The sequence below is a fragment of the Vibrio sp. TAP-3B genome (assembly GCF_057784735.1).
The window spans coordinates 1,090,253-1,114,275 of the sequence record NZ_CM173495.1 but is presented as its reverse complement, the minus strand read 5'-3'; the positions used below and the strand labels follow the sequence as shown (position 1 = coordinate 1,114,275).

General features: G+C 43.8%; 19 protein-coding genes. 7 read left to right on the top strand and 12 right to left on the bottom strand.

Annotation, left to right across the window (positions count from 1 at the left end; genetic code table 11):
• Positions 1–74: 74 nt before the first annotated feature.
• The 5 genes from AC3D28_RS05215 to AC3D28_RS05195 form a co-directional block, all read right to left on the bottom strand.
• A complete protein-coding gene (locus AC3D28_RS05215; RefSeq protein ID WP_098415415.1) occupies positions 75–929 on the bottom strand; it encodes a MurR/RpiR family transcriptional regulator in 855 nt (284 codons plus the stop codon).
• 307 nt (positions 930–1,236) lie between these two features.
• Positions 1,237–2,889, bottom strand: coding sequence for a pyridoxal-dependent aspartate 1-decarboxylase PanP (panP, locus tag AC3D28_RS05210; RefSeq protein ID WP_488535774.1), 1,653 nt, complete (start codon positions 2,887–2,889; stop codon positions 1,237–1,239).
• A gap of 279 nt (positions 2,890–3,168) precedes the next feature.
• Positions 3,169–3,681 (bottom strand): hypothetical protein, encoded by a 513-nt coding sequence (locus AC3D28_RS05205; RefSeq protein WP_488535773.1) that lies wholly within the window; start codon positions 3,679–3,681, stop codon positions 3,169–3,171.
• Positions 3,682–3,881: 200 nt separating this feature from the next.
• Positions 3,882–4,787 (bottom strand): LysO family transporter, encoded by a 906-nt coding sequence (locus tag AC3D28_RS05200; protein ID WP_098415418.1) that lies wholly within the window; start codon positions 4,785–4,787, stop codon positions 3,882–3,884.
• A gap of 151 nt (positions 4,788–4,938) precedes the next feature.
• Complete coding sequence (locus AC3D28_RS05195) at positions 4,939–5,859, bottom strand: HDOD domain-containing protein (RefSeq protein WP_098415419.1); 921 nt, start codon at positions 5,857–5,859, stop codon at positions 4,939–4,941.
• 369 nt (positions 5,860–6,228) lie between these two features.
• On the opposite strand from AC3D28_RS05195, the gene AC3D28_RS05190 reads away from it, so the two are divergent.
• Positions 6,229–6,816, top strand: a complete 588-nt coding sequence (locus AC3D28_RS05190; RefSeq protein WP_098415421.1) for a TfoX/Sxy family DNA transformation protein — start codon at positions 6,229–6,231, stop codon at positions 6,814–6,816.
• Positions 6,817–6,983: 167 nt separating this feature from the next.
• On the opposite strand, the gene AC3D28_RS05185 is transcribed toward AC3D28_RS05190, so the two are convergent.
• The 3 genes from AC3D28_RS05185 to AC3D28_RS05175 form a co-directional block, all read right to left on the bottom strand.
• A complete protein-coding gene (locus AC3D28_RS05185) occupies positions 6,984–7,532 on the bottom strand; it encodes a hypothetical protein (protein ID WP_098415422.1) in 549 nt (182 codons plus the stop codon).
• Positions 7,533–7,775: 243 nt separating this feature from the next.
• Positions 7,776–8,273 carry a response regulator gene (locus tag AC3D28_RS05180; protein WP_098415423.1) on the bottom strand — a complete coding sequence of 166 codons (498 nt, stop codon included), beginning with the start codon at positions 8,271–8,273 and terminating at the stop codon, positions 7,776–7,778.
• A gap of 2 nt (positions 8,274–8,275) precedes the next feature.
• Positions 8,276–10,210, bottom strand: coding sequence for an ATP-binding protein (locus tag AC3D28_RS05175; RefSeq protein WP_488535772.1), 1,935 nt, complete (start codon positions 10,208–10,210; stop codon positions 8,276–8,278).
• Between the two features lie 185 nt (positions 10,211–10,395).
• Here AC3D28_RS05175 and AC3D28_RS05170 point away from each other — a divergent pair, with 185 nt between their 5' ends.
• From AC3D28_RS05170 to dsdA, 3 genes are all read left to right on the top strand, one after another.
• Complete coding sequence (locus AC3D28_RS05170) at positions 10,396–11,664, top strand: DUF945 family protein (RefSeq protein ID WP_488535771.1); 1,269 nt, start codon at positions 10,396–10,398, stop codon at positions 11,662–11,664.
• A 139-nt stretch (positions 11,665–11,803) separates the two neighbouring features.
• On the top strand, positions 11,804–12,898 hold the full coding sequence (gene serC, locus AC3D28_RS05165; protein ID WP_488535770.1) for a 3-phosphoserine/phosphohydroxythreonine transaminase: 1,095 nt from the start codon (positions 11,804–11,806) through the stop codon (positions 12,896–12,898).
• A gap of 98 nt (positions 12,899–12,996) precedes the next feature.
• Positions 12,997–14,313 carry a D-serine ammonia-lyase gene (gene dsdA / locus AC3D28_RS05160; protein WP_488536058.1) on the top strand — a complete coding sequence of 439 codons (1,317 nt, stop codon included), beginning with the start codon at positions 12,997–12,999 and terminating at the stop codon, positions 14,311–14,313.
• A 99-nt stretch (positions 14,314–14,412) separates the two neighbouring features.
• On the opposite strand, the gene cydC is transcribed toward dsdA, so the two are convergent.
• The 3 genes from cydC to trxB all read right to left on the bottom strand — a co-directional run bounded on the left by cydC (position 14,413) and on the right by trxB (position 18,977).
• Positions 14,413–16,134 (bottom strand): heme ABC transporter ATP-binding protein/permease CydC, encoded by a 1,722-nt coding sequence (cydC, locus tag AC3D28_RS05155; RefSeq protein WP_488535769.1) that lies wholly within the window; start codon positions 16,132–16,134, stop codon positions 14,413–14,415.
• Positions 16,127–17,914 carry a heme ABC transporter permease/ATP-binding protein CydD gene (gene cydD / locus AC3D28_RS05150; RefSeq protein ID WP_488535768.1) on the bottom strand — a complete coding sequence of 596 codons (1,788 nt, stop codon included), beginning with the start codon at positions 17,912–17,914 and terminating at the stop codon, positions 16,127–16,129. The genes cydC and cydD overlap by 8 nt, the downstream gene beginning before the upstream one ends.
• Before the next feature lie 103 nt (positions 17,915–18,017).
• Positions 18,018–18,977, bottom strand: coding sequence for a thioredoxin-disulfide reductase (gene trxB, locus AC3D28_RS05145; RefSeq protein WP_488535767.1), 960 nt, complete (start codon positions 18,975–18,977; stop codon positions 18,018–18,020).
• 360 nt (positions 18,978–19,337) lie between these two features.
• Between trxB and AC3D28_RS05140 the strand changes: the two genes are divergently transcribed.
• Both AC3D28_RS05140 and AC3D28_RS05135 read left to right on the top strand, forming a co-directional pair.
• Positions 19,338–19,994 carry a 2OG-Fe dioxygenase family protein gene (locus AC3D28_RS05140; protein WP_488536057.1) on the top strand — a complete coding sequence of 219 codons (657 nt, stop codon included), beginning with the start codon at positions 19,338–19,340 and terminating at the stop codon, positions 19,992–19,994.
• Entirely contained in the window at positions 19,978–21,213 is a 1,236-nt protein-coding gene (locus tag AC3D28_RS05135) for a cysteine desulfurase-like protein (protein ID WP_488535766.1), read from the top strand. The genes AC3D28_RS05140 and AC3D28_RS05135 overlap by 17 nt, the downstream gene beginning before the upstream one ends.
• Before the next feature lie 87 nt (positions 21,214–21,300).
• Here AC3D28_RS05135 and AC3D28_RS05130 read toward each other — a convergent pair whose 3' ends face one another.
• Positions 21,301–22,125 carry a DUF2797 domain-containing protein gene (locus AC3D28_RS05130; protein WP_488535765.1) on the bottom strand — a complete coding sequence of 275 codons (825 nt, stop codon included), beginning with the start codon at positions 22,123–22,125 and terminating at the stop codon, positions 21,301–21,303.
• 263 nt (positions 22,126–22,388) lie between these two features.
• Here AC3D28_RS05130 and AC3D28_RS05125 point away from each other — a divergent pair, with 263 nt between their 5' ends.
• Positions 22,389–23,717: a GGDEF domain-containing protein gene (locus tag AC3D28_RS05125; RefSeq protein ID WP_488535764.1), complete on the top strand. Its 1,329-nt coding sequence runs from the start codon at positions 22,389–22,391 to the stop codon at positions 23,715–23,717.
• Positions 23,718–24,023: the final 306 nt, after the last annotated feature.

Genomic DNA, 24,023 nt, shown 5'->3' with positions numbered 1-24,023 from the left:
TTATTTAAGGCTTATGGAAAAAAGGGGGAGTCCAAAGCTCCCCTTTACTCAATGGTCAATATAAACGTGGGTGTTTAGTATTGACTCAATTTGTCATAACGACTGTCTTTTAATGCATCTTTGACGCGCTTAAGGTTTTCACGAAACCCAGTGCCACGGCGAAGTGTGAAGCCAGTCGCCAATACATCAATCACCGTCATTTGAACCACACGACTCGCCATCGGCATATAAACGTCGGTATCTTCAGGGACATCAAGCGTAATCGCCAATGAGCTTGCCTTCTCTAGAGGTGAGTCTTTTGCCGTAATCGCAATGACGGTAGCACCGTTTTCACGCGCAAGGTGCGCAATCTCAACTTGGCTCTTTGTGCGACCAGTATGAGAAATGAGAACCACGACGTCATTCTCACTACAGTTAATACAACTCATACGCTGCATGACAATATCTTCAAAACAAGTAATTGGAATATTAAAACGAATAAACTTGTTTTGTGCATCTCTAGCAACCGAAGAAGAAGCGCCGAGACCGAAGAAAGAAATGCGCTTCGCTTGCGTTAACAAGTCAACAGCACGATTAACTTGCATTGGATCCAAGCTATTCTTCGCGACATCAAGACAAGCCATTGTTGATTCGAAGATCTTATGGGTGTATGCATCTGGGCCATCATCTTCTTCCACGTTACGATTAACGTAAGGTGTACCGTTGGCTAAGCTCTGTGCCAAGTGAAGCTTAAAATCTGGAAAGCCTTTGGTATCCAGACGACGACAGAAGCGATTTACAGTGGGCTCACTTACGTCAGCCATTTTAGCTAACGTTGCAATGCTTGAATGAATTGCAGTTTGTGGAGACGTCATAATTACTTCCGCAACTTTGCGCTCTGACTTACTGAAATTCTCCAAGTTTTTTTGAATTTTTTCTAATGTATTCATAGTGTTCACGAGGGTATAGAGAACAACTCGCTGGTTCTGTTAACGGTAGGAAACACGTAGATTCCAGAGTAGAGAGGGCGTTAACGAAAACAACCAGCGCCATAGAATCAGTATAAACCTGATCTTCAATCAGTCTAAACCAATAACGGGTACTATTTAGTGATAATTTGACAGGCCTCAAACAAAATGTTGTAAAAACTACAGAATTGGATGTGGAATCTAAGACTTGTTGGGTTAGTCGCACGATAATGATGTCTGAGTTACATCAAAAAGAAAAAAAATTTCAAATTGATGTAACTCATGTTTGTCATCGTGACGATGACAAAATATCGATGGCTATTTCTTGGATTTTAGCTATCAAATTTGGTGCTTGTTGAGCGATTTCGCGCTGCTCCTCAAGGATGACACTTAATATGTCTTTGGTGGTTAATGGATTGGCAAGTACGACGCGGAAAACGATCGTGTTCATGCGTTGCCATTGCACTGGGTTTAGTCTTGTGCGCGACACAAATGATTTACCCGTCTCACGTTGGCGTTTCTGAATAAACTGCGTTAACTGGTTAATGAGCTCGTTCAGTTTTTCTTTTTGTGTACCTTGCGCTTTTAGTAAAGCCTCACGGATGTTGGCTGGCAAGTAACGATAGGTGAGTAGACACAGTTCAGGCTCAGATACCAGTTCAAAATCATCTTGTTGCTTGATTAACTGAGCGAAGTAATGCGCCTTTTCAATGCTCTGGTCTATCAGTAATTCGTAGCCTGGTCGACTGATGATGTGCATCGCGGCATAAACTAACATTGCCATGCCGGATCGCGAGCCTTCTAGCGTGTGGCTACCTAAGTCTTTTGAACCCTTGCGCAAAATGTATTGAGCGTGGTGTTCGATGGACTTCATTGCGTCTGGCTCTTTAAACAGCACCATCCCAGCACCCATAGGAATATAGAGCTGCTTGTGTGCATCAATTGTCACCGAGTCTGCCATTTCAACACCGTTAAGAAGATGGCGGTGGTGATTAGACATTAATGTAGCACCACCCCAAGCGGCATCAACGTGGAAATGACAGTGATGTTCTTGGCATATTTCAGCAATCTGTTGCAGAGGGTCGACGTTGCCCGTTTCTGTTGTGCCTGCAACGCCAATCACAGCGATGGGTTTGATGTTATGCTTTTTTAGTTCGACGATCTTTTGTTTAAGATCATCAACAATAATACGGTTGTTGGCGTCTGTTTTTACCGCGACTAAGTCGTCTTGGCCTAAACCAAGAACATCAACTGCTTTCTTGAGCGAGTAGTGACCGCGCTCAGAAACTAGAACGGCTAAACCGTCATAGCCATAGTGTTTCATGGCTTTAAACAGGCCTTCTTTTTCTACGCCTTTAAACTCGCCATCGGCTTTTAACGCTTTGTTACGTGCGACCCAAAGTGCCGTAATATTGGCAATTGTTCCACCAGAGCAAAAAGCACCGAGAGAGTGGTTCGCACTGTGCATCCATTCGCGATAAAACGTATCTTTTTGGCCATAAATCAAGCGATGTAGCATGCCTAGCACTTGGCGCTCAAGTGGTGTAAAAGCTTTAGACGTCTCAATCTTAACCAAGTTTTGGTTTAAGGCGATCATGATCTTAGACAGCGGCATCAAGAAGTAAGGCAGTGCCGACGTCATATGACCAATAAAGCTTGGTGCGGAGGTATGAACCGAGTGTGATACCAAAGTGTCTAGCAAATGCTCAGTATGGTCTGATACAAATTCAGGTTGCTCAGGAATCTGAGCAGAAGAAAAATCTTTTTCTATTTCACGTAAAGGCTTTTCTTCTGCCACGATGTGTTCACGAAGAAACTGATTTAGGTTTCGCGAGAGGCTCTCGTCAATTTTGGTTAACGTTGACTCTGGACCTTCTGGCACAGTGAAGATCTTTAACAAGCTCTCAAAGCTAACGTCAGCGGTTTTTTGTTCCTTAACCATAGCAAAGAATCTTTGTAGTTATTGTGGTAATGCGAGCGGCACAATCTAAACTAAAACGGGCGCAAAGTCCCGTTTTAATTGTTGAAACCCCATGTTACTGAAATGAAAAAATCAAAGTGAAGGTTATACCAATTGCAGTAAATAATGGTTTCTTCTAGTGTGTTAAAGCACTCGGCAACTGCGCTCTAATTCTGATTTAGAATCACTACTTATCGAAAAGCTTCGTTTTGCGTTCAAGTACTTTCCCACACGATTGCAAAATAGGTGCTTTTATTGGTATCAGTTGCACATTTGCTTTTCAATATTTTCAATGGACTGATTATATTTGCTGAGTGCAGAATCAATTTGCTGTGGATGACTAAGCAAATCAGCAAAAGCAGAACGAAGTTCGTAGTTTTTTGGGTGATTCGTTGACTGACGGTCATTGAAAGTTTGTTTTGCTACTTCACCCAGCTCATCATTGCGGCTTGCCAGTTGCTTAACATCATGTTGCTCCAGATTTAACCAAGCTTCGATAGGCTTTTCTGTCGCGACACGGCTAGGATCGTTCTTTAGAAAATAGTGAACGGCTTCGCGATTGAGTTCAAAGTGGTGTTTACGGCCATCTAGGAACCATTGGCTAACTTCGTCTAGCTCTGGGTATTGAGTGACGGTTAAGTCAACAAGATCTTGATACCATTGTAATGAAGCATCGACATAGCTATCGTATTTGCTCGCGAGACACTGTTGATCTGCGGCAAAGGTAAAAGTTGAGCTGGTAGCGAGGAGCGCTGCAACGACAAAGCGTTTCATTCTTCTTCCTTCTGGTTTGTTATTCCTTCATTAACGTAAAGTGCATCAAGTGATATTCGACTCTGTTTAGTCGTAATAATTCATTGGGCTCAATGACAAAACAGGATGTAGAGTTTACTAATATATTGACCACTTTAAAATTAACTGGGTATTTGAATTTTTGCGGTATTGTAATGGATGTTAAGGTGAAAACCTGAGATCTAGCTAGCAAGTGATACAAAGAAAAGCATCATAACTGGCACCAGTAAACTCAAAATAAAACCACTAACTATTGCGACCGGCACACAGCGTACGCCACCAGTAGTCTGAATCACTGGCAGAGTGAAGTCCATGGCGGTTGCGCCAGCATAACCTATTGAGGTACACGGATGGCTGCGGATAAACAGAGGGATAGCAACGAGCGCCACAAGCTCTCGCATTAACTCGATTAAGAAAGAGGCGCCGCCAAACACTGGGCCAAACGCGTCGCCCATCAAAATACCAGCTAACGAATACCAACCAAACCCCGAAGCCATCGCTAACGCTTGGTAAAGAGGGAGATCTAATATTATAGAGGCAATCAAGCCACCGAGCATACACGTCATTATGACGATAGCGGCAATGGCCATTCCTTGTTTGTTTAGTAATATCTGGCGCAGGGTAAGGCCGCTGTTGCGTAGTTGAATTCCAATAAAAAAGAGCAACAGAAACAGTATCCACTCACTTGCGGTATCCACCCAGCTTAAATCAATAGGTAAAAGTAACCCCGCCACTAAGCCAGCACTAACGACGACAATCAGCTTTACAGACTCCATTGCCATGGATGATAAAGGCAGTTTCTTTTGGTTCTGGTTAGTTTGAAGAGGAATAACTTTATCAATAATAGGCAACGCCAAAAGATTACAAACACTCAAGCATAAAAAGAAGGTGAAAGCATAAAGTAAAATACTCTGTAAGTTGCTACTTAAGTTGTCGAGCGCAGCCAGACTCAGCCCCATTAACGACAAAATGACGTAAATAAGGTAGGACGTGGACTGATTAATCTTTTCCAATAGTGAAGCGCGAGAAATAGGAATTAGATACCCAACTACAAGTGGGGAAAAAATGAATAGCATCCCTGAGAACATAAAACGCAATGATTCCTTTTTAGATAGCTCCAACCAATAAGGAACTGACTGGTTATCGATCTGATTGGTAGAGTGAGGCACTTAACTACAGATAAAACGCTGCTCAGCCTTGAGCGAACCGTTTCCGTAAGTGACGTTTGATGAATATGAGTTATAAGCCACTAGCACTGAGCACAGTACTAATTTGATTATTGAAATCAGTATCACTCATATTACTAAATTCATACAAGACTTCAGCACCAGTTAAATTGAACTCAACTTCGTGTTCATCAATATGATCGTCATGATTACGGAACATCAATAAGTGATTGGCAATTCTTGCTATGTCTAGATAGCTGACTTCTGGGCGTGTTTGATCATACTTTTCGTTAGAAGAAACTTCTCTAAAGTCGTTATCAAACCCCCAACGTTCAAGTACCAATTTACTCGTCGTAGCGCAACGAGTTTGGAAAATTTGTAATGCAATCTCAGGAGCCAAGTAGTTGCCTCTATCTAAGTACAGGTGATACTCATTAATTAGACAAAACAGACCAATATCGGCCAATAGCCCAACGAGCAATGCTTTCTCTTGTTCTAAATGACTGTAAGTCTTAAGTTCATGTTTGCGGAACGCTTGCACCAGCAATACCATTACAGCACCGAGTTCTCGTGATACCGCCGCGCTTTTGACTAAGATTGCGTTGCATTCTTGAGTTAAGTTCACAGAGTGCTTGAGTTGTTCAATCGCTTGGGCGGTAACAATATCACGCACGCGAAGAATACCAAGACGAGACACCGCGGTGGTTAAGTCGTTGCAGGTAATATTTCTGCGATTGAAAACCACAGAGTTTGCGACTCGCAGAACAACTGCCGCTAAGCCGGGATCTTCTAACAAACAGTTGGCAACGTCTGAAACCGTCGTATTCTCTTTTAAACATAGTTGTTGAATTTTGAGCACGACATCAGGGATAGGGGGAAGAGCGATTTTACCCGTAGCAATGGACTGCTCAACTAATATAGCAAACTCGGATTCTAATGCTTTTATAAGCTTATCTTTATTATCAGGCAGCCAAAAAAATGATAAATGTTCCATTATAACGCTGTACTTGAGATCTTTCGAACAGTGTACCCTTACACTGTATTCTTTATCAATAAAATGCGCAGCTTGTACGCGTAAATGCCATAGCGATCATAATGATGCATGGTTTTCGGCAGACAGTACGTCAAAAAATTATCATCTATTCAACATAATTGTGAAACTAATCACGTATGATCGGTTTATGCTTTTTTATATGTGACTCATGTCCTAACTTATTTTTCAGCGTTAAGTATGATTAAACAAGGTTGGTGAACACAACTCACAAAAATATCGCCAACAAATCGACATTTACAATTCGCTATGAGCTGCTGTTTATCTGGTGACATCGCTAATCGGGGTAATTTATTCAGATTAAAGAGGTCAATGGACATGACAGACCAAGCTTTTTTTAAATATGTACGCAATTTTAATGAGTATCAAAAACGCTCTATGTTTGGTGGTATCGGGTTATTTACCGATGATGCTATGTTTGCGCTTGTCAGCAATGCTTGTTGTTACTTGCGTGGTGGTAATGGACTGGACGAAACGTTTACTCAACTGAACTGTGAAAAATACAAACACGTTAAAAAACAGACGACGGCAACCGTAAATTATTACGATGTAACATATTTATTTGAGTCCGGATATGCAGGGCTGGATGAATTGGTACAAAAATCAATTGACTACTCAATCAAGGAGCGAAAATATCAAAAGTCCTCTGCCAGTAAACGGTTAAGAGATCTGCCAAATATGCAGCTCACACTTGAGCGTATGGTCAAGAAAGCAGGCGTTGATGACGTAGAAACATTTTTGGAACTTGGACCTGTTAAAGTCTTCAACAAAGTGAAAGTGGCTTACGGTAACAATGTTGACGTGAAGTTGCTTTGGAAGTTTGCTGGTGCCACTGACGGTGTGCACTGGAAGCTCATTCAAGAACCACGTAAAAAACAGTTGCTTGCGCTCTGTGAATGAGCAGGCTAGGCGCATTATGATGGACTCGTTTTTATGAGGTCAGCGGGTCGTAAAAGCAAGCGTTGAAAGCGGAAAAGGATGTTGATGTTTTTAACCACTTCATTGAGTTAATCATTACAATAAAAAAAACCGAGGTTAGAACCTCGGTTTTTTTTATAAGTACTTGTTTAAAACTTAAAGCGCGTAGTGAACATCACTTGATCGCCGTAGAAATCGTTGATACGTGCTTCTGCGCCCAAAGAGAAAAGCTCTGTGGAGTGGAAACGTGCGTACGCAGCACCTGTCCAGTCATCATCGTTATCAATAGAAACGTAGCCAGCTTTGCCGCCGACCTCTAATTGAGGACCTAGCCATTGACGAACGCCTAAGTTCAGTTCCATACCTACATCTGCGCTGCTGTGGCTTGAGGGTTGTACAACGCGCATCAGCATTTCGCCAGTGAGATCTGCCCAATTGTTCAGTGGAGAATGAAAGCCAAAACCTGCAGCTGAGTCAAAATCACTTTCAAATTCAGAGTCGATGCGAGCAATCACGTGGGCATTTGGGTGAATTGATTTGCTGAATCCAGCGCCAAATGTTACAGGACTTGCACCAATACGTGCTTCGAAATAGTCGTAGCTAAAGTTGCTCATAGTTGCAGGCGAATTGGGGTCGTTTGCCGCTAGGGCAGGGCTTGATGCCACGAGTACGGCAGCGGCTAATAGTGTTTTACGCATAACTAACGATAAACCTTATTCATTATTTCCACGGATTCAAGCAAATACTTGAACCATAATCTGATTTGTCCGACATCATAATAAAAAGGAAGGTCGACGACCAACAAAAATGTGTCGATGTTTTGTCAATTAACTTAATTGTTGCTTTGGCTAAGCAAAAAATATGCCATATATACTTAACTAACTTGATAACTAGTTTATACCGTGAACCTTGATGAGAAGACTATCTGTTGGTGGGGAGTATCACTCACCAAAACTTGCTCTTCGCTCAGCCATGGCGTTAAGTATCGCTTCTGAATCAAGAGATTGAGTCCATGATAGTAAGTTATCGTCATTGTCTATTATGAAGGCAGTAAGCTGAGATATAATTGCTTTTCTCAACGCTTCACCGTTCCAAGGCTTCGCGATGTAATAGTCTAAGCTATCATGATTTACCGCTTCAACAGTATCTTCCAATCCAGCTTGCCCGGTTAGTAACAGTTTTCGTGCTGCTTTTGTGTCACCATTTTGACTGAGTTCAATTAAGAAGCTTATCCCAGTTTGTTCCGGCATTATGTGGTCACACAAAATAAGCGCAAGCTGAACCTCTTCTTCCGCCATGTCTTCGATAACTTGCCTTGCTTCAGTCACAGATTCCGCTCCCTCGACAATAAAGTGCTCTTCGAATGGCGCGAGGTCTTGAAGAACACTATCCAAGACTTCCCTTTCGTCATCAACACATAAAATTAGGTATTTCGTCATATTTAATCTCCTTCTTCGATGACGGGTAGCCAGACTGTCATACGTGTAAATGTGTTGAGTACCGACTCGACGTCAATCCATCCTTTATGAGCCGTGACGATTTGTTGGCAGATAGAAAGTCCGATACCCAAGCCAAAGTTACCTTCTCGTTTTGTCGTAAAGTTGAGTTCAAAAATCGCATCTCTTTGCGATTCCGGGATACCACACCCATTGTCCTCAAATGAGATAACCGCATAATTCTTGTTTGCTTTTTCAACTAAGCTTGTTTGTATTTTCAAGATCCCTTTGTCCGGAAAAGCGTCAATGGCATTGGAAACTAAATTCGTCCATACCTGTTGGAGCGCGATGGGTTGGCAAAGTATAGGTGGTAAATTTGCATAATTGGTTGAAACTTTATGCAGTTTCAATTTGTTTTCGAAGATCACTAACGTATCTTCAATCCCTTCATGAATATCGGCATAGTGGCGACGCTCATCGTCTGAACGAGCATAACCTTTAAGACTTTTGACCATATCAGCAATACGTGCCGCGCAAACATTAATCGAGCGAAGAGAAGCACCGACTTTGTGATATTGCTCAAGTGATGCAAGCGTGTGAGAAGGCGTGGTTTGTTTTTTAGCCAGCTGGCAGACTAATTCGTTGTCGGATTCTAACCCTAGAGTCACCACTTTTTTAGCTAAGGCTCTGTCAGGCAGAGTATGACAAAGTGCCTTAACTCGAGATCTTAGCTCCGCGGTAGATGCAGGTTTCGCGGTTTGAGCGCTGGTCAGTAATTCCAAGCCTTTCATTTGAACAGAAGGGGAAGGCGTTTCGCTCAGTAATTGTTCAAGTGTATGGGTAAGGTTATCAACCCCTCTTAATATGGCTGAGATAGGATTATTGAGTTCATGAGCAACTCCTGCGACCAACTGACCTAACATCGCCATCTTCTCCCGCTCAATTAATTGTTGGTGGGCGGACTCTAACGATTCTAGCGTTTTTTGAAGTTGGAGCTTGGTATTGATGCTTCGTTGTAAGCGGCGATTGAAGTGGCGTAGCAGCAAGTTGGTAAAGAGAGGTAATAGATTTGAGTCACTCTGCATTACTTTTTGAAACACATTGCGGTCGAGTTTGATGACCTCCGTTCTTGTTAGTGTCAGGGCTGTTGAGAAAGAACACTCACCAGTCACAAACGACATGCCGCCGACGATGTTTCCTTTGTTGTGGCGTACGACTTCTCGTTGCATACCTTGTTCATCTCTTTTATAGAGAGCAACTTCACCACTGGTAATAAACCACAAAAAGCTATTGGGTTTACCCTCTATGGTTAAGAAGTGTTCCGGAGAGTAAGTGCGACAAGCCCTTGTTTCGTCATTGTCTGTGAAAAACTGCTGTAAAGCAGAGATCACTTGTTCTGCAAGTTCGCTATCAGACATCGAATGATAGTCGTGTAAAAAACCAGCGTGGTAGCTGCTCATCTGGTTATCGATGTGAGCACGTAGCAGTTTATGATGATCCAACACTTGACTATAACTGAGCAGGTCTTCTCTGCCATTGCGCAAAATAAACTGAGTCAGTTCTTTTTTCGCAGTATTGAACAGGACTTTATCTGGCAAAGGTTTCGTAAGGCAATGATCAAGTCGCCCTTCATTGACGGCTGTCAGAATGGCATCGATATCGGAGGAACAACTAATGAGAATTTTTCTTGCTTGTTCGGTGTGAGGCGTTCGGTCTAAACCGATAAGAAAATCAACCCCGTTAAAATGGGTGTGGTGACTGGCTATAACTAAAGCGACAGTCTGTTCTCGTTGTTCTAAATACTCTAATGCGCTCTGCGCTTCTTCTATTGATTCGACAGAAAGAATATCAAACATACTTGAGAAAGCAGACAGCTCCAGCCGAAACTGTTCAGCACTGATTGGATTGTTGTCGAGGCACAACACAGCATAACGGTTCACAGATATTTAGCTCCGGTTAAAACTTTGCCACGCAAACTTTAACAATAAAAGCACACGATGAGTGGGAGCTGGGTATGATTCCTGATTAATGGACTAGAATAAGCATCAATAGTCTGATTTGTTTCAATGTTTTATACATTGAAAGTTTGGGGTAGACTGACTGAAAATACCTAATAAGTGACGTTATGCAAAATCTTAAAAAAATCGGCGCCATTGGTGGTGCAATCGCGTTAGCGCTGTGTTGGCCGCTTGCTGTCGGTCAAATGGGTCAGTCCATCATCGAAGATCGTATCGCCGATATAAATGATGAAATGGTCAAAGGAGAAGTGGTTGAGTATCAACGAGGATATCTGTCTTCTGTTGTTCTTACCCGGTATTCAGTTGTTGATCCAGAACTCAAACTACAGTTAGAACGTGATGGTATGCCGACGACGTTTGATGTGACCAGTGATGTCAGCCATGGCGTAACCAGTCTAACCGCTGACTCAACGTTAGTGGATAACGACTTTTTGCCGTTGACGATGCACAGTCAAACTCAGCTTAACGGTAATACTGCATTCACGCTTAACTTAGATAGCTGGCATTATCGTAATGAAGCTCAAGGTGTTTCTGTTTCAACCAGCCCTGCAAAAGTGACCGGTGATGTGACCGTACTTGGTGATATCAATTACCAAGTGTCGGTTCCTTCTGTTCAAATGGCTTTTGAAAACGGTGAAGAGCTGCACCTAAATACATTGACAGGACAAGGTAAGGGTAAACAGGCCAAGGGTTACTGGTTAGGTGAACAAACCTTTTCTTTAGAGAAGCTGGATGTGGTGGACGCAAACTTGACACCTGTTTTTTTGATAGAGAATGCGAGTTATCGTGGTAACACGATGATGAATGAATCTGGCGACAAGTTGAATAGCCAATTGAACCTCAACGCCAAGAAAATACGTTTAACCGATGGTACGGATATTGATAAGTTTCAATTAGACTTCTCTATTGCCGATGTTGATAGCCAGTCCTTCGATCAAATCATGTCGATCTACCAAGGCTCTCCAATCCTAGATGAGCAAGATATTGCGAGCCTACTACCGCACGTTGATACCTTATTCAGCAAAGGGTTTAATTTATCCGTGAATGAGCTTTCGCTCGCGTTTGGTGAGGGGACGTTCCGCAACGAATGGAAATTATCAATCCCTCAAGGAACCGATAACATTACTCAAGATCCTATGAAACTGATGACAGTAACAACGGGCGAGCTAAATACTTACTTCTCAGATGAACTGGTCGATCAATATCCGTTTATTCAAGAAGGCATTGATGAGTTACTTATTATGGAGCTGATTGAAAAAATAGAGGGCGGCTATGAACTAAAAGCCAAGATCAGTGAAGGAAAGTTAAAGTTCGAAAATGGACATGAATTTCCTTTGGTGGCATTGCTAATGCCTGCCCTGATGTCACAACAATAGCTTAAGCATTGCTACGGATTCTATCCTATTTGGCGTTTAGCATTTAAAAAGAGGTCGTAAGACCTCTTTTCTTGTTTTTATCTATGTAAAAACATGATATTAATTTCTTAATATTTACATAGCAGGAGCAATGAGCATCATGGAACAAAATACGGACAACGTATTTAACTTCAGTGCAGGGCCAGCAGGTCTGCCTAAAGCAGTTATGCAGCAAGCACAAAGGGAACTAATTGACTGGCAAGGTCTAGGAACTTCGGTCATGGAAATCAGTCACCGAAGTAAAGAGTTTCTTAAAGTAGCTGAGGAAGCGGAGCAAGATTTGCGTGATCTTCTCAATATTCCAGCTAACTATAAAGTGCTGTTCTGCCAAGGTGGTGCTCGCGCTCAGTTTGCTGCTGTTCCTCTAAATCTACTTGGTGATGCTGAGACAGCAACATACATCGACGGCGGTTATTGGGCTGAAAGTGCGGTAGCTGAAGCGAAGAAATACTGCAAACCAGACGTATTTGATGCTAAAACAAAAATCGACGGTAAAGTGGCCGTTCTTTCTTCCAGTGAATGGAAGATTGCGCCTGATGCGGCGTACGTGCATTTTTGTCCAAATGAAACCATCGATGGTATCGAAATCAATGATCTACCCATCACTGACAAACCAATCGTTGCTGACATGTCTTCGACGATTCTTTCTCGCGAGATCGACGTATCGAAATACGGTGTGATTTACGCAGGTGCGCAGAAAAATATTGGTCCTTCCGGCATCGCAATCGCGATTGTTCGTGAGGATTTATTAGGGATGGCGAAGCAAGTTTTACCAAGCATTTTAGATTATACCGTGCTTGCAGAGAAAGAGTCGATGTTCAATACGCCACCGACTTTCGCATGGTACTTATCTGGCCTAGTGTTCAAATGGCTAAAAGCACAAGGTGGCGTTAAAAGTATTGAGAAGGTAAACCGAGAAAAAGCAAAACGGCTTTATGATTACATCGATCAGTCTGACTTCTACCGTAATGGTATTCATCCGGCGAACCGTTCTTTGATGAACGTGCCATTCCAACTGGCGAAGCCAGAACTGGATGCAACCTTCCTTGAACTAGCCGATGCCAAAGGACTGAAATCGTTAAAAGGTCACCGAGCCGTCGGTGGTATGCGGGCTTCCATTTACAACGCAATGCCGCTAGAAGGCGTCCAAGCGTTAGTGGATTTTATGCAAGAGTTTGAGAAAAACTACGCGTAAAATCAAATTCACTGTTATTTATTAAAGCGTCGCACTTGCGGCGCTTTTGTTTATCCAAATTAGCGTAAGATCGGGAAGGTAAAGTGATCAAGCAGAATATGGAAACGCTGACAAAGCAATTCCCACTCCTAGAACAACTTATCGAACTGAAAGAAGTTTGCTGGTTTAATCCTAATATCACATCCTTGGTTGAGGCGCTGCCTTACGTGGGCTTAGGTGAGAAAGACATTCGAGCTGCGAGTGAGCGACTCACGCGTTTCGCTCCTTATTTAGAGAAAGCTTTTCCTGAAACGGCTAGATCGAATGGCATTATTGAATCACCGATGGTTGATATTGAAGCTATGAAAGCCCATTTGGAAAAGCAGTACGGCACACGAATTCTGGGGCGCTTGATGCTCAAGAAAGATAGCCACTTGCCAATTTCTGGTTCAATTAAAGCTCGTGGTGGCATTTACGAAGTGTTAGCCCATGCAGAAAAACTGGCATTTGACGCTGGATTGCTCTGCGAAAGCGATGATTACAGCAAACTGCTTGGTGAGGAGTTTCGTCAGTTTTTCCGACAATACAATATTGCCGTCGGTTCGACAGGGAATCTAGGCATGTCGATTGGCATCATGAGTGCAAGGATTGGTTTTTCAGTCTCGGTTCACATGTCTGCTGATGCGCGGGAGTGGAAGAAAAATAAGCTCCGATCGCATGGCGTCAACGTGGTGGAGTACCAACAAGACTATGGTGTTGCCGTTGAGCAAGGCCGTAAAGAAGCTGAGCAAGATCCTAACTGTTTTTTTATTGATGATGAAAACTCGCAGACGCTGTTTCTGGGTTATTCTGTTGCAGGTGAGCGTCTGAAGCAGCAGTTTGATGCTCTCGGCGTTGTGATTGATGAAAATCACCCGTTGTTTGTCTACTTACCTTGTGGAGTAGGCGGAGGACCAGGCGGCGTCGCATTTGGGCTTAAGATGGCTTTTGGCGACCATGTTCATTGTATATTTGCCGAGCCAACGCACTCTCCGTGCATGCTGCTGGGCGTGCATACCGGCTTGCATGACGAGATTGCGGTGCAAGATTTGGACATCGATAACATGACCGCTGCTGATGGATTGGCAGTAGGGCGTGCTTCTGGCTTTGTCGGGCGAGCGATGGAAAGGTTAATTGATGGTTATTACACCATCACCGATGAGCGTATGTATTGTCATTTGGGAGAATTGAGCGAGTTAGAAGAGATCCGCTTAGAGCCTTCAGCATTAGCAGGCATGATTGGTGCGGTGCATGTATCGAATGACCGAGAGTATCAAGCTCGCATGGCGATCACGGAAGATACATTGAAGAATGCGATACACTTAGTTTGGGCGACTGGCGGAGGCATGGTGCCAGACGCTGAAATGGCGGCTTATTTAGCGAAGTCTGGCCGTTAAGTCAGCCGTACTTGTTCAACCAAGCATTTTAACGTTATTACGAAATACACAAAAAGGGCCCATCGAACGATGAGCCCTTTGCGTATCTGAACCTCTGGGTTATAGAGATTGCAATAGCTGGTGGTAACGACCTTGCTGCGCCACCAGAGTTTGGTGGTGGCCTTGCTCGATGATCTCACCTTGCTCCATTAAACAAATATTATCCATACTTTCCAATCCAATGAGTCGGTGAGTAATGAATATCACGGTCTTATTGGCAAAGTGCTTATTGAACAGCGCCATCACTTTTTGTTCTGTTTGCTTATCAAGGCCCTCAGTTGGTTCATCCAAGAGTAGGATAGGGGCATCACGCAACAGCGCACGAGCGATGCCGATACGGCGCTTCTCACCGCCAGATAATTGACGGCCGCCGTCACCGAGCCAAGCATCCAAGGCTGGTGCTTCAAGCAGGCTACCAAGTTCAACGTCTGTCAAAACCTTAGTTAGTTGCACGTCGGTTGCTTCAGGAGCTGCCATCAGTAAGTTGTCGCGTAATGTCCCGTTTAAGACATCAACCCGTTGGCTGACCACCGTCATTGCAGCCCGTAGGTCAGATTCGCTCCAATTTTGGAGTTTAGCGCCGCCAAGCCGAACTTCACCTTGGTTAACATCCCAGTATCGACATAGGAGTTGAATCAGCGTTGATTTACCAGACCCCGTTTGGCCGACAATGGCCGTTTTAGTGCCCAAAGGCAACGAGAGTGACAACTCTTTCAACACTTTTTGTTGGCCGTCAGGGTAAGTGAAGTCAATATTGTCGAATTCAATATCCAACGTTGTGTTTTCACGTTTCGATTGTTCAGGGAAAACAACGTCAGGTTCAGTCAGAATAACTTCATTTAAACGACGAGCAGAAGTTAATGTTTGACCGAGGTATTGGAATGCTCCCGCGATCGGCATCAGGATCTCAAAGCTTGCCATGGTTGCAAACGCAAACAACGCAATCCATGGATCTGGAGCTCGTCCTCCCACGCCATCGGCGGCAAACCAAAGCATTACAATTAATGTTAAGCCATTGACGAGCATCAGCAAGCCAGACGCCATACCTGTAAGGTTAGCGTTAACAAACTGGTTAGAAAGGAGCTGTTTTTGCTTTTCTAAAATGAGATTGCGATAACGCTCTTCAGCTCCAAAGATACTCAGTTCGCTGTAGCCTTGAAGCCAGTCCAGAGTCGCCACTCGCAATTGCGCTTTATGATGGGTGAGGTTCTCACCATTGCTTTTACCTAGTTTATAGAACAGCACTGGCCATACAAACAACATGACAGTAAGAATAGAGCCTAATAGCAATGCCAACTGCCAATCAAAGAAAGCCAAGACAGCCGTTAGACTCAAAATACCAAACACACCAATCACCACAGGGCTGATAAGTCGAAGGTACACGTGATCCATGGCGTCTACGTCAGCCACTAAACGGTTTAACAGGTCGGCATCACGCATTGTTGAAACGCGGCCAGGAATAAGCGGTGCGAGCTTTTTGAAGAAAAAGAGGCGTAAGTCAGTCAGTAACTTAAACGTCGCATTATGGCTGACAACACGCTCTCCCCACCGACCCGCAGTACGTGCCATTGCAGCGCCGCGTACCCCGGCACCTGGCAGCATGTAGTTGAATGTTTCACGAGCCACCGTTAAACCAGCTACGGCCGCCGCAGAAATAAACCAGCCGGACAATGTTAATAGGCCGATCGAGGCGGCTAGGGTCAGGAAGGCCAGTAACATGCCCAAAGAAAGACCAAACCAGTGTTTTTTATAGAGCTTTAGATAAGGGAGTAAATCACGCATCTAAGTTCCCCTTGTCTGTTTCACGTTGAGTGAGGTTTGCGTCTAACATGGCTTTAAATAAACCACGCTCAGTTGATAGAGTTGCGTAGTCACCACGCTGTACGATCTGACCACCTTGCATAACAAGAATTTGTGAGACATTTTGTAAAGGTGTGAGTTGGTGAGTAATCATCAGATTAGTTGTCGCTTGGGTGTATTTGTTGATGCCTTCCATCACCAACTTTTCACTGCGAGCATCCAAACTTGCAGTCGGTTCATCTAATAGCCAAAAGCGGCCGTCTTGTAGCATCGCTCGGGCCAGTGCTAGGCGCTGGGCTTGGCCGACCGATAAACCACCAGAGCGGTCAGAGATTGGATAATCCAGACCATGCATTTCGACAAACTCAGCAGCATGAGAATCTTTCAATACAGAATGTACATCTGCGTCTTGAATGTCGTGCTTACCTAACGTGATGTTCTCACGGATACTGCCATGCAGTAGCATCGGATTTTGCCCGATCCAGCTTACGGCTTCACGCCATGTTGCAAGATCCAGTTGAGATAACTCACAACCGTTGATCTTTAAACTGCCTTGATAAGGCATGAAACCGAGGATGGTATTTACCAAGCTGGTTTTACCTGCGCCACTTGGTCCAACCAACGCGGTGCTTTTGTTGGCTTCAAGAGAGAAGGATAGGGGACCTGCGAGCTGCTTACCTTCCGGACTAAAAATGGTTAACTCGTCCGCTTCAATATGGATAGGGCTGCTCTTATTTAACGCTTGGGTGCCATCTTTGACTTGATCGACTTCCAAATCCAGAAACTCGACGATGCTTTCTGCTGCGCCAACCGCTTGCTGTTTAGCATGATAGAACGTGCCCAAATCACGTAATGGCTGATAAAACTCAGGCGCAAGAATCAGAATGAACAAACCAGCAAACAGCGTAACACCTGTGCCGTAGTAGCCGAAATCCAGCTCTCCGATATAACTAAAGCCAAAGTAGACGGCGGTAATGGCGATAGAAATAGACGTGAAAAATTCCAAAACGGCAGAAGACAGGAAGGCGATTTTTAGTACGTCCATGGTGCGAGTACGAAAGACTTCCGAAGCACCTTTAAGAGTCTCCGTTTCAGATTGTGTTCTGTCAAACAGGCGAATCGTCGTCATCGCTTGTAAGCGGTCGTAAAAGTGACCGGACAAGCGTTGCATTGCTTTAAAGTTTTTACGGTTTGCTTCTGCGGCTTTCATCCCAACCAGTGCCATAAATATAGGCACGAGTGGGGCAGTAATAAGGAAGATCAGGCCTGCGGCCCAGTTGACTGGAAATACGACAACCAAAATAATGAAAGGCACTAACACGGACAATGACATCTGAGGCAAGTAGCGGGAGAAGAAATCCTGCATATCTTCCACTTGTTCCAAGATGAGTGTTGCCCAGCTACCCGCAGGTTTGCCTTTGATGTAAGCAGGGCCAAGTTTATGGACTTTATCTAAAATGAGCTGGCGAATATAAACTCGAATCTGTTCACCACAGCGATAACCGGCAAGCTCTCGGCCCCATGTACAAGCGGCACGGCCGATAACCGTTCCACCTAGCCCAACAAAGTGCCAAAGGAGTTCACTTTTGTCGACTTGATCGATGATTAACTGGTGAAGAATGGAGGCGAGCAGGGCTGCTTGAGCCAATAAAAACACGCTTGAAAGTACGCCTAGGCCTATCGCAATAATGAGCCAGCGCTTGGCTAACTTACTTTGTTGCTTAAGCCACTTATTCAAGCTGCTTTGCTTTTTCTTATCCATCGTGAAGGCTTAATGATAATTGTTTTAATGAGGCGGTAGTATACAAAAGAAAACCCAGCGGGAATACCGCTGGGTTTTAAGGACATGACACAAATGTGAAAAGTTATTTGTCACCAAGTGAGTCTAAGAAACGCTCAGCGTCTAATGCAGCCATACAACCCGTACCTGCTGATGTGATCGCTTGACGGTAGTTATGGTCCATAACATCGCCCGCGGCGAATACACCTTCGATACTGGTTTGCGTTGCGTTGCCTTCTAGGCCTGACTTAACGATGATGTAATCATCTTTCATGTCGAGTTGGCCTGCAAAGATTTGCGTGTTTGGCTGGTGGCCGATCGCAATAAACGCCCCCATCACTTCAAGATCTTCAGTCGTACCTGTGTTGACGTCTTTAATACGAACGCCAGTTACGCCCATGTCGTCGCCAAGTACTTCATCTAATGTACGATCGGTATGAAGAATGATATTGCCATTTTCCACCTTATCCATAAGACGATCCACTAAGATCTTTTCTGCGCGGAATGAGTCGCGGCGGTGGATCAAGTGGACTTCAGATGCAATGTTAGATAGGTATAGCGCTTCTTCAACAGCAGTGTTACCACCGCCCACAACGGCCACTTTCTGGTTACGGTAGAAGAAACCGTCACAGGTTGCACATGCAGATACACCACGTCCTTTAAACGCTTCTTCAGATTCAAGACCTAGGTATTTTGCAGATGCGCCTGTAGAAATAATCAATGCGTCACATGTGTACTCGCCTGAGTCACCTTTTAAACGGAATGGGCGTTGTGATAGTTCCACTTCGTTGATGTGATCAAACACGATCTCAGTTTCGAAACGCTCGGCGTGTTCTTTCATGCGATCCATGAGGGCAGGGCCTGTCAGGCCTTCAGCGTCGCCTGGCCAGTTTTCAACTTCAGTGGTGGTGGTTAGTTGACCACCTTGTTGCATTCCCGTCACAAGCACAGGGTTTAGGTTAGCACGAGCAGCGTAGACGGCTGCTGTGTATCCTGCTGGACCAGAACCAAGAATTAATAGTTTACAATGTTTTACGTCGCTCATTATGGCTCCAAAAAAGGGCTGAACATATTTTTCGATTGTATGGAAATTCTTAGTGCTTTAAAAGTATAAACAACGATTGTGAACGAATAATTGGTTATAGATTAGAACCCACTAAAGATTGATAAAGAACGTTGACTTCTAGCATAAAATTCTATTCGTAGTAGAGAAGTCTAGTTTCAAATATCGCCAAAGCGCAAAACTGAAACATGGCTCTGTGTTTTAACTAGTGCTTGGTCTGTTATGTTGTTTTTGTTGTTCTGTTGAAGCTATCAACGTTAAAAGCTGGCAATTGCAGGATATTTGCGTAACCTAGTGTGTAAACTAAATGTTAATTAATGTGCCTCATTAAAGGAGCCAATGATGTTACATTCACGTGAGAATACTCTGCATTTAACACAGCTCAGCATGGCAGCCATTGAGCAACTTTCCCCATCGTTTGAAGAACTGCCTCATACCGAGCATGCAGATGGTCAGTATCGACTAAGACGTTATTCTGTGGTTGGTTTTGATAACGGTAAAGTCATTGATTTAAACAAAAACAACTTTGTTCAATCGTCTGACATCAACCGGTTTCAAGGTAACGTTGTAAGACAATTTGAGCCGATTGAGAAGGATATTCTCACCAGCGATGGTTTCCGAGAAATGTGCGAATTGTTTGTCAATGCGAATCATCTGCCTAATGGTCAGGAAATAGAAATTCACCAAATCCGCATCACTGCGCTAGAAGAAGAAACCCAAGTGGCACCTGAAGGTGTGCACCAAGACGGTTTTGATCACATTGCAATGGTCGGCGTAGGACGCCATAACATCATTGGTGGCGACATCATGCTGTACAGCAGTCATAACCAAGCCCCATTTTTCCGTAAGGTGTTAGAGACAGGTGAGGTCGCAATATTGGCCGACAGTAAACTGTGGCACAACGCGTGCCCAATCCGTTCTGTCATTGATGATGAGGCGGGTCATATGGATGTGTTTGTACTCACGGCTACGGATAAGCGTAATGAACTTCAATCTTAATCTGATCAGAGAGCAGTTTCCGGCACTCGCTCAATACCATAACGACAAACCTGTGACGTTTTTTGATGGTCCAGGAGGATCACAAGTACCTCAATCGGTTCTAGATAGCATGGTAGGGTATTTAGGTCGTTTCAACGCCAACTTAGGCGGGCATTATTTTTCTAGCCAAAAGACGGTTGAGGTGATGCAAAATGCACGCGAGTCAGCGCAAGCTCTGCTCAATGCGCCGTCATCTGGCAATATTGTCTTCGGCGCGAACATGACATCGTTAACCTTTCAGCTTAGTCGTGCGATTAGCCGAGATTGGCAAGAGGGAGATGAGGTTATTGTTTCTGCTTTGGACCACTATTCGAATGTGTCTAGCTGGCAGCAAGCGGCAGAAGATAAAGGCGTTATCGTTCATCAGGTTCGTATCAACGAAGATGATTGTACGTTGGACTTGGAGCATTTAAGCAGTCTTCTTTCTGATAAAACACGCCTTGTCGCGGTGACCTATGCATCGAATACGACGGGTTCTATCGTGGATGTGCAGCGAGTAGTCAGCATGGCGCACAACGTTGGGGCACAAGTTTATGTGGATGCCGTTCATTACGCGCCGCATCACTTGGTTGATGTTCAAGCGTTGGGTTGTGACTTTTTAGCGTGCTCTGCTTACAAGTTTTTCGGCCCGCACGTTGGTATTGCTTACATTGCCGACCAGTGGCTGCACAGTATTCGTCCATATAAAGTGGAGCCTGCAACCAATATTGGCCCAGGCCGATTTGAAACGGGGACGCAAAGTTTTGAAGGTCTGGCTGGTGTGGTTACGGCGGTTGAGTATCTGGCTCAATTTGGTGAAGCCGGTTTACCTCTTCGTCAACGATTGGAGCAAAGCTACCAATTGTATGAACAACATGAGCAACGCTTGAGTACGCGCTTCTTACAGCGTTTAGGTGCACTAGATGGCGTCAATCTATTTGGTATTGCGAAGGAAGATAGCCAACTCCGCACACCAACGTTTGCGCTAACATTCGACCTTTATTCACCGGAGTTTATCGCGAAAACGCTAGGCGAACACAACATCTGTGTTTGGAACGGTCATTTTTATGCGCTGGGCTTAGTTCGTCAACTTAGTCTAGAAGAGTCGGGTGGTGTGGTACGAATTGGTTGCATGCATTACAACACAATAGAAGAAGTCGATATGTTGTTCGATGTACTGGAAAATATCCTTGATGCATAACTGACCATTTTTGTCTGATAGAAAAAAAAGCTCGAGTAAAACTCGAGCTTTTTCGTTTTTATTTGAACCAATCAGTTATATCAGCGATTAGGCGCTGACTTCCACTTCATAGGAAGTGAACTTTCGTACGTTGATCACGCCAGTGTCAAAAATCAAGTATTGGCCTTTGATGCCTTGCAAAGTACCAGTAACAACATGGTTTTTATCGAAGTTATGAGAAGTGATCTTGGTTGGATGCTGTTGCACCGGATAGCTAAGGTCGGTAGTGCTCTCATTCAATGTTTCTATTGCATCGGCACCGAATTGCTGTTTTATCTCAGCAATCTTATCTTCGACCAAAGGCAATAGTTCAGCAAACCGATCTTGCAGAGCCATTGGTTCACCATCGCCTTTAAGCAATGTGCGCCAGTTTGTTTTGTCTGCGATATGTTTTGCTAATTCGACTTCAATTAAACCTGAGATATAGCGAGTTTTTACTTTGAATATTGGCAGACCTTGAGTTGCGCCTTGATCAATCCAACGAGTTGGGATCTGTGTGTGACGGGTGATACCGACTTTCAAGCTTGATGTATTGGATAGGTAGACAAAGTGATCCACCATGCAGTTTTCTTCGCCCCATTGCGGTTCGCGACAGGTACCTTGGTCATAATGGCAGGTCTCTGGCTTCATGATGCACATGTCGCAGCTCGCTAGCTTCTTCATACATAAAAAGCAGTGCCCTTGGGAATAACTTTTCTTTGTTTTCTTACCACATGAACAACAAAAAATATTGCCAGTATGGGTAAGTGTCAGTGTTTTACCAAGAAATGGTGACAGATCGATCTCTTCATCACCAACGGGAAGACGGTAGCTTACATCACCATCCAAAGACGCACGCATTTTGTTGAGCGTACCTGTTGTATTTAATGACATGACATTACTCATTATTGTGTTTTTGCACAGTATATACCGAACTGACACTGAGATGCAGGGTTGACAGCGGTATTAAAACAAAATGTTTCAACTCAAAAAATGAGAGAGGTGTGGTGATATGCATGCGCGAAACAAAGTCGGATCGGCTGTGAAATGCTTCACAAATAAAAAGTAAGCCATGTTTATTGATAAATGGTTTATTTGAAGTTAGAAATATTATTAAGTACATTGTTCCGTATATAGGCTTAGCAGGTCACTTGTCCATGAAGTGGATACACAAATTAATCTATGCCCTTTCGATTTGTACTATTAGTTTGGTTGCGCTTTACAGTGTTCTTGGGGATACGCGCCAGCTCGTTATTACACCAGACCAGTTTGAAATTTATGCAACCAAGGATTCGAGCGAAGGGGGGATGAGTGAAGCAGAAATTACTTATGATCAGCAACGTTTAATACTCAACTGTGACTTAAAACAAAGCTCCTACGCTTGGCCTTACTGTGGGATTTCTGTGTATACCGATACTGCAACGCCAACGCAGGGCATTAATCTTTCAAGTTACCATACGATTCGTCTAAAAATCCGATATGAGGAGGCCGGAATTGGTGTCAATCCGGGTCATGAACTTCGTTTATATCTGAGAAATTATAACCCTGAGTACTCGAAGCCTGATGAGGAGTACACGATAAAATACAATGGCATGCAGTTTTCTTCCTCAGGTTCAAATGACGTCATCGAAATTCCAATCAAAAATCTACAGGTGATGACCTGGTGGTTGGCGGACAATAAAGTGGGCATTGAACACTCCGCCCCCGAATTCTCTAATGTTACTCGTATTGATATAGCTACTGGATCTGAGGCGGCTCTTGGTGAGCACAAAATCATTATTGATAAGATCGAGTTTGAAGGTGCTTACCTTAAGAAAGAAACGTTGTTATATGCGCTATTGCTTTCTTGGATGGCGCTGGGGGGGGCTTATTCTTTACATGAACTGCGTAATAATAGAGCTGCTTATGAAAAAGCGGAAAAACGCCATCGACACTTAGAGAAAGTGAATGGAACGCTCAGAGCCCAAAATTTCGAGTTTGCAGAGTTAGCTCATCGAGATGCACTCACAGGGGCGATGAACCGTCATGCCGTGCAGCATTGGCTCGAACAACAAACGAGGCAAGTACGTTGGAGTTATAACACACTGAGTATCCTTTACTTAGATTTGGATAAATTTAAGAAGCTGAACGATGAGTTCGGACATCAAATGGGAGATGATATTCTAAGAGAGTTTGTCATGGTAGTCGCGGGTTCCATCTACCCTGATGACCGACTTGTTCGTTGGGGTGGAGAAGAGTTCGTGGTTTTTTGCCCTGATACTAATATCGAACAAGCAGTGAAAAGGGCTGAGATGATTCGTAAAAATGTAGCAAATCACTTGTGGGTTCATGGTGAAGTATTAACGTGCAGTATTGGTGTCGCGCAAATGCAGAATGAACGCGTAACAGAAACCATGGCAAGGGCTGACGAAGTATTGTATCTAGCCAAACGTAATGGTCGAAATCGTGTTGAAGTGAACTACGGATTACTTAACTACCCCAAGTAAGCGTAAATAATGCGCTAATAGTTTAAATATTCAGTGTTTCTGTTGAAAAGGGCCGTTGTATTGAGCTTGTGAAAGAAAATACGACGGCTTTTTTGTATCTGACTGTCGCCGTTAGGCGTTTGGTTAGCTAGGTTGAAAGGGCGTTGTTGTTTTTATGTCGTATAGAGGCATATATTCCGAAGATGAGAAAATCTGAATCTAGCAATTTTAGGCAGTTTTACATGAATAAGAAGGTGGCCGACTGGCCACCAAGAGGAAACTGCTGAACATCACTTTATGAACGTTTAGGTAGTCAATTCGATTACC

Bases quoted from the DNA above. Each gene is read 5' to 3' on its own strand.
- AC3D28_RS05205 (WP_488535773.1), bottom strand. From the start codon at position 3,681: ATGAAACGCTTTGTCGTTGCAGCGCTCCTCGCTACCAGCTCAACTTTT.
- AC3D28_RS05125 (WP_488535764.1), top strand. From the start codon at position 22,389: ATGAAGTGGATACACAAATTAATCTATGCCCTTTCGATTTGTACTATT.
- AC3D28_RS05135 (WP_488535766.1), top strand. From the start codon at position 19,978: ATGAACTTCAATCTTAATCTGATCAGAGAGCAGTTTCCGGCACTCGCT.
- cydC (WP_488535769.1), bottom strand. From the start codon at position 16,134: ATGCGTGATTTACTCCCTTATCTAAAGCTCTATAAAAAACACTGGTTT.
- AC3D28_RS05185 (WP_098415422.1), bottom strand. From the start codon at position 7,532: ATGCGTAAAACACTATTAGCCGCTGCCGTACTCGTGGCATCAAGCCCT.
- AC3D28_RS05170 (WP_488535771.1), top strand. From the start codon at position 10,396: ATGCAAAATCTTAAAAAAATCGGCGCCATTGGTGGTGCAATCGCGTTA.
- AC3D28_RS05140 (WP_488536057.1), top strand. From the start codon at position 19,338: ATGTTACATTCACGTGAGAATACTCTGCATTTAACACAGCTCAGCATG.
- AC3D28_RS05200 (WP_098415418.1), bottom strand. From the start codon at position 4,787: ATGTTCTCAGGGATGCTATTCATTTTTTCCCCACTTGTAGTTGGGTAT.
- AC3D28_RS05180 (WP_098415423.1), bottom strand. From the start codon at position 8,273: ATGACGAAATACCTAATTTTATGTGTTGATGACGAAAGGGAAGTCTTG.
- cydD (WP_488535768.1), bottom strand. From the start codon at position 17,914: ATGGATAAGAAAAAGCAAAGCAGCTTGAATAAGTGGCTTAAGCAACAA.
- dsdA (WP_488536058.1), top strand. From the start codon at position 12,997: ATGGAAACGCTGACAAAGCAATTCCCACTCCTAGAACAACTTATCGAA.
- AC3D28_RS05195 (WP_098415419.1), bottom strand. From the start codon at position 5,859: ATGGAACATTTATCATTTTTTTGGCTGCCTGATAATAAAGATAAGCTT.
- trxB (WP_488535767.1), bottom strand. From the start codon at position 18,977: ATGAGCGACGTAAAACATTGTAAACTATTAATTCTTGGTTCTGGTCCA.
- AC3D28_RS05215 (WP_098415415.1), bottom strand. From the start codon at position 929: ATGAATACATTAGAAAAAATTCAAAAAAACTTGGAGAATTTCAGTAAG.
- serC (WP_488535770.1), top strand. From the start codon at position 11,804: ATGGAACAAAATACGGACAACGTATTTAACTTCAGTGCAGGGCCAGCA.
- AC3D28_RS05130 (WP_488535765.1), bottom strand. From the start codon at position 22,125: ATGTCATTAAATACAACAGGTACGCTCAACAAAATGCGTGCGTCTTTG.
- AC3D28_RS05190 (WP_098415421.1), top strand. From the start codon at position 6,229: ATGGACATGACAGACCAAGCTTTTTTTAAATATGTACGCAATTTTAAT.
- panP (WP_488535774.1), bottom strand. From the start codon at position 2,889: ATGGTTAAGGAACAAAAAACCGCTGACGTTAGCTTTGAGAGCTTGTTA.